The 1,458-nt window shown below is 67.4% G+C and carries 1 protein-coding gene; it reads right to left on the reverse strand.

Annotated elements, in window-relative coordinates; genetic code table 11:
* Positions 1–176: 176 nt before the first annotated feature.
* The gene (locus O3W51_RS48025) at positions 177–1,313 is read right to left on the reverse strand and encodes an IS701 family transposase (RefSeq protein ID WP_443048436.1); all 1,137 of its coding nucleotides are present in this window, start codon (positions 1,311–1,313) and stop codon (positions 177–179) included.
* Between the last annotated feature and the right edge of the window lie 145 nt (positions 1,314–1,458).

Consider the following 1,458-nt stretch of genomic DNA (forward strand, 5'->3'; position numbering starts at 1 on the left):
GTACTACAGGGGCGGTTGGAGAGCTCGTAGGCGTCGTTGCGCGTAGTGGATCCGTTTGCTGATGGTTTGGTGGGTTCTGCGCCACATGGATTGGGCGAAGACGAGCGCGGAGGGGTGGCGCACATGCCAGACGGTCTGATGGAGCAGGCGGCGGATCTCCTCGGCGGTGTAGTCGATCAGCCGCGTGACAAGGCCGACGGGTGCGGGGACGTCAACGGTATGACGGGGTCCACGTCTTGCCGTGGGATGTCCGACCCGCGTGTCTCGGCCGGCTGTGCGGTTCGGGCGGCGGTGACCGACAGGAACGCCAACGCCGCCATGGACAAGGTGATGTGGCTATGCCACTGGGTCCAGCCGCGGACCTCGTACTGGTCCAGACCACAGTCCGTCTTCGCGGTCTCAAAACAATCTTCAACCGACCACCTCAGGCCTGCGACCCGCACCAAGGTGGTGAGCGTGGTGGAGGCGCGGGCGTGCACGGCGAAGTAGGCGAGCCTGCTCGGGTCGCTGATGGAGCGGCGGACCAGGAGCAGGTGCGTCCAGCCCCGACGCGGCGCTCCGGCGTCCGAGGGCCAGGAAGCCTCGGCCACGGCCCAGTCGTAGTACCGCTCGCCCTTCGCCCCGTGGCCGCACGAGCGACGCTCGAAGACCAGCGGCAGCTTGGGAACAAGCAGGTCAACGCGCATCGGCCTCATCCCCGGAACCGACACGGTCTCATCGACGCCGACCGCCATCACGTAGCCCTTGCCACGACGCTCCAGCGCGGCCCGCAGCTTGCGGTCCTCGCCGTAGACGCTGTCGGCGGCCACCCACCCGAACGGCAGCCCCGCCCGACGCGCCCGCTCGACCATTCGTCGTCCCAGCTCAGGCTTGGTGACCACAGTCTTGCGGCGCTCGGCGGGCACTCCGGCCCTCTTGCAGCGTTCGATATCGCCGGCCCAGTGCTTGCCGAGGTACAACTCGCGGTCGATCAAGGCCCGTCCGTGCTCGGTCGCGTACGCCGCGAACACCGCGACCTGGCAGTTCTCCGTGTTCCCGGTGATCCCCGCGTACTGCGCGGCGACGCCCACCGACATCTTCCCCTTCTTGAGGAACGCGGTCTCATCGAGCACCAGTACGGCCTGCGGATGCCCCAGGTGCCCCACCACGAACTCCTGTACCCGATCCCGGAGTTTGTCCGCACTCCACGCGCCACCGGCGAGGAGACGCTTGATCCGGTCCGGCGTCTCGTGGCCGATGTACGCCGCGATCTGCCACCCGTTCTTCCGATCAACCGTTCCCATCAGCGCCTTCAGATAGGACCTCGCCGTCAAGCGAGGCTCCACCCGACCGAACAGACCCGCGATCCGAGCAAAGAAGTCCTCGAACCACGCCGCCCAGACCTCAACGTCCCGCTGCGTCTCCACGCCCTGACCAACGACTCACCCGATCAGCAGGCACGAACCGCCCCTGTAGTAC

Origin of the sequence: Streptomyces sp. H39-C1 (genome assembly GCF_027158125.1) — a bacterium.
Classification (GTDB): Bacteria; Actinomycetota; Actinomycetes; order Streptomycetales; family Streptomycetaceae; genus Actinacidiphila; species Actinacidiphila fildesensis.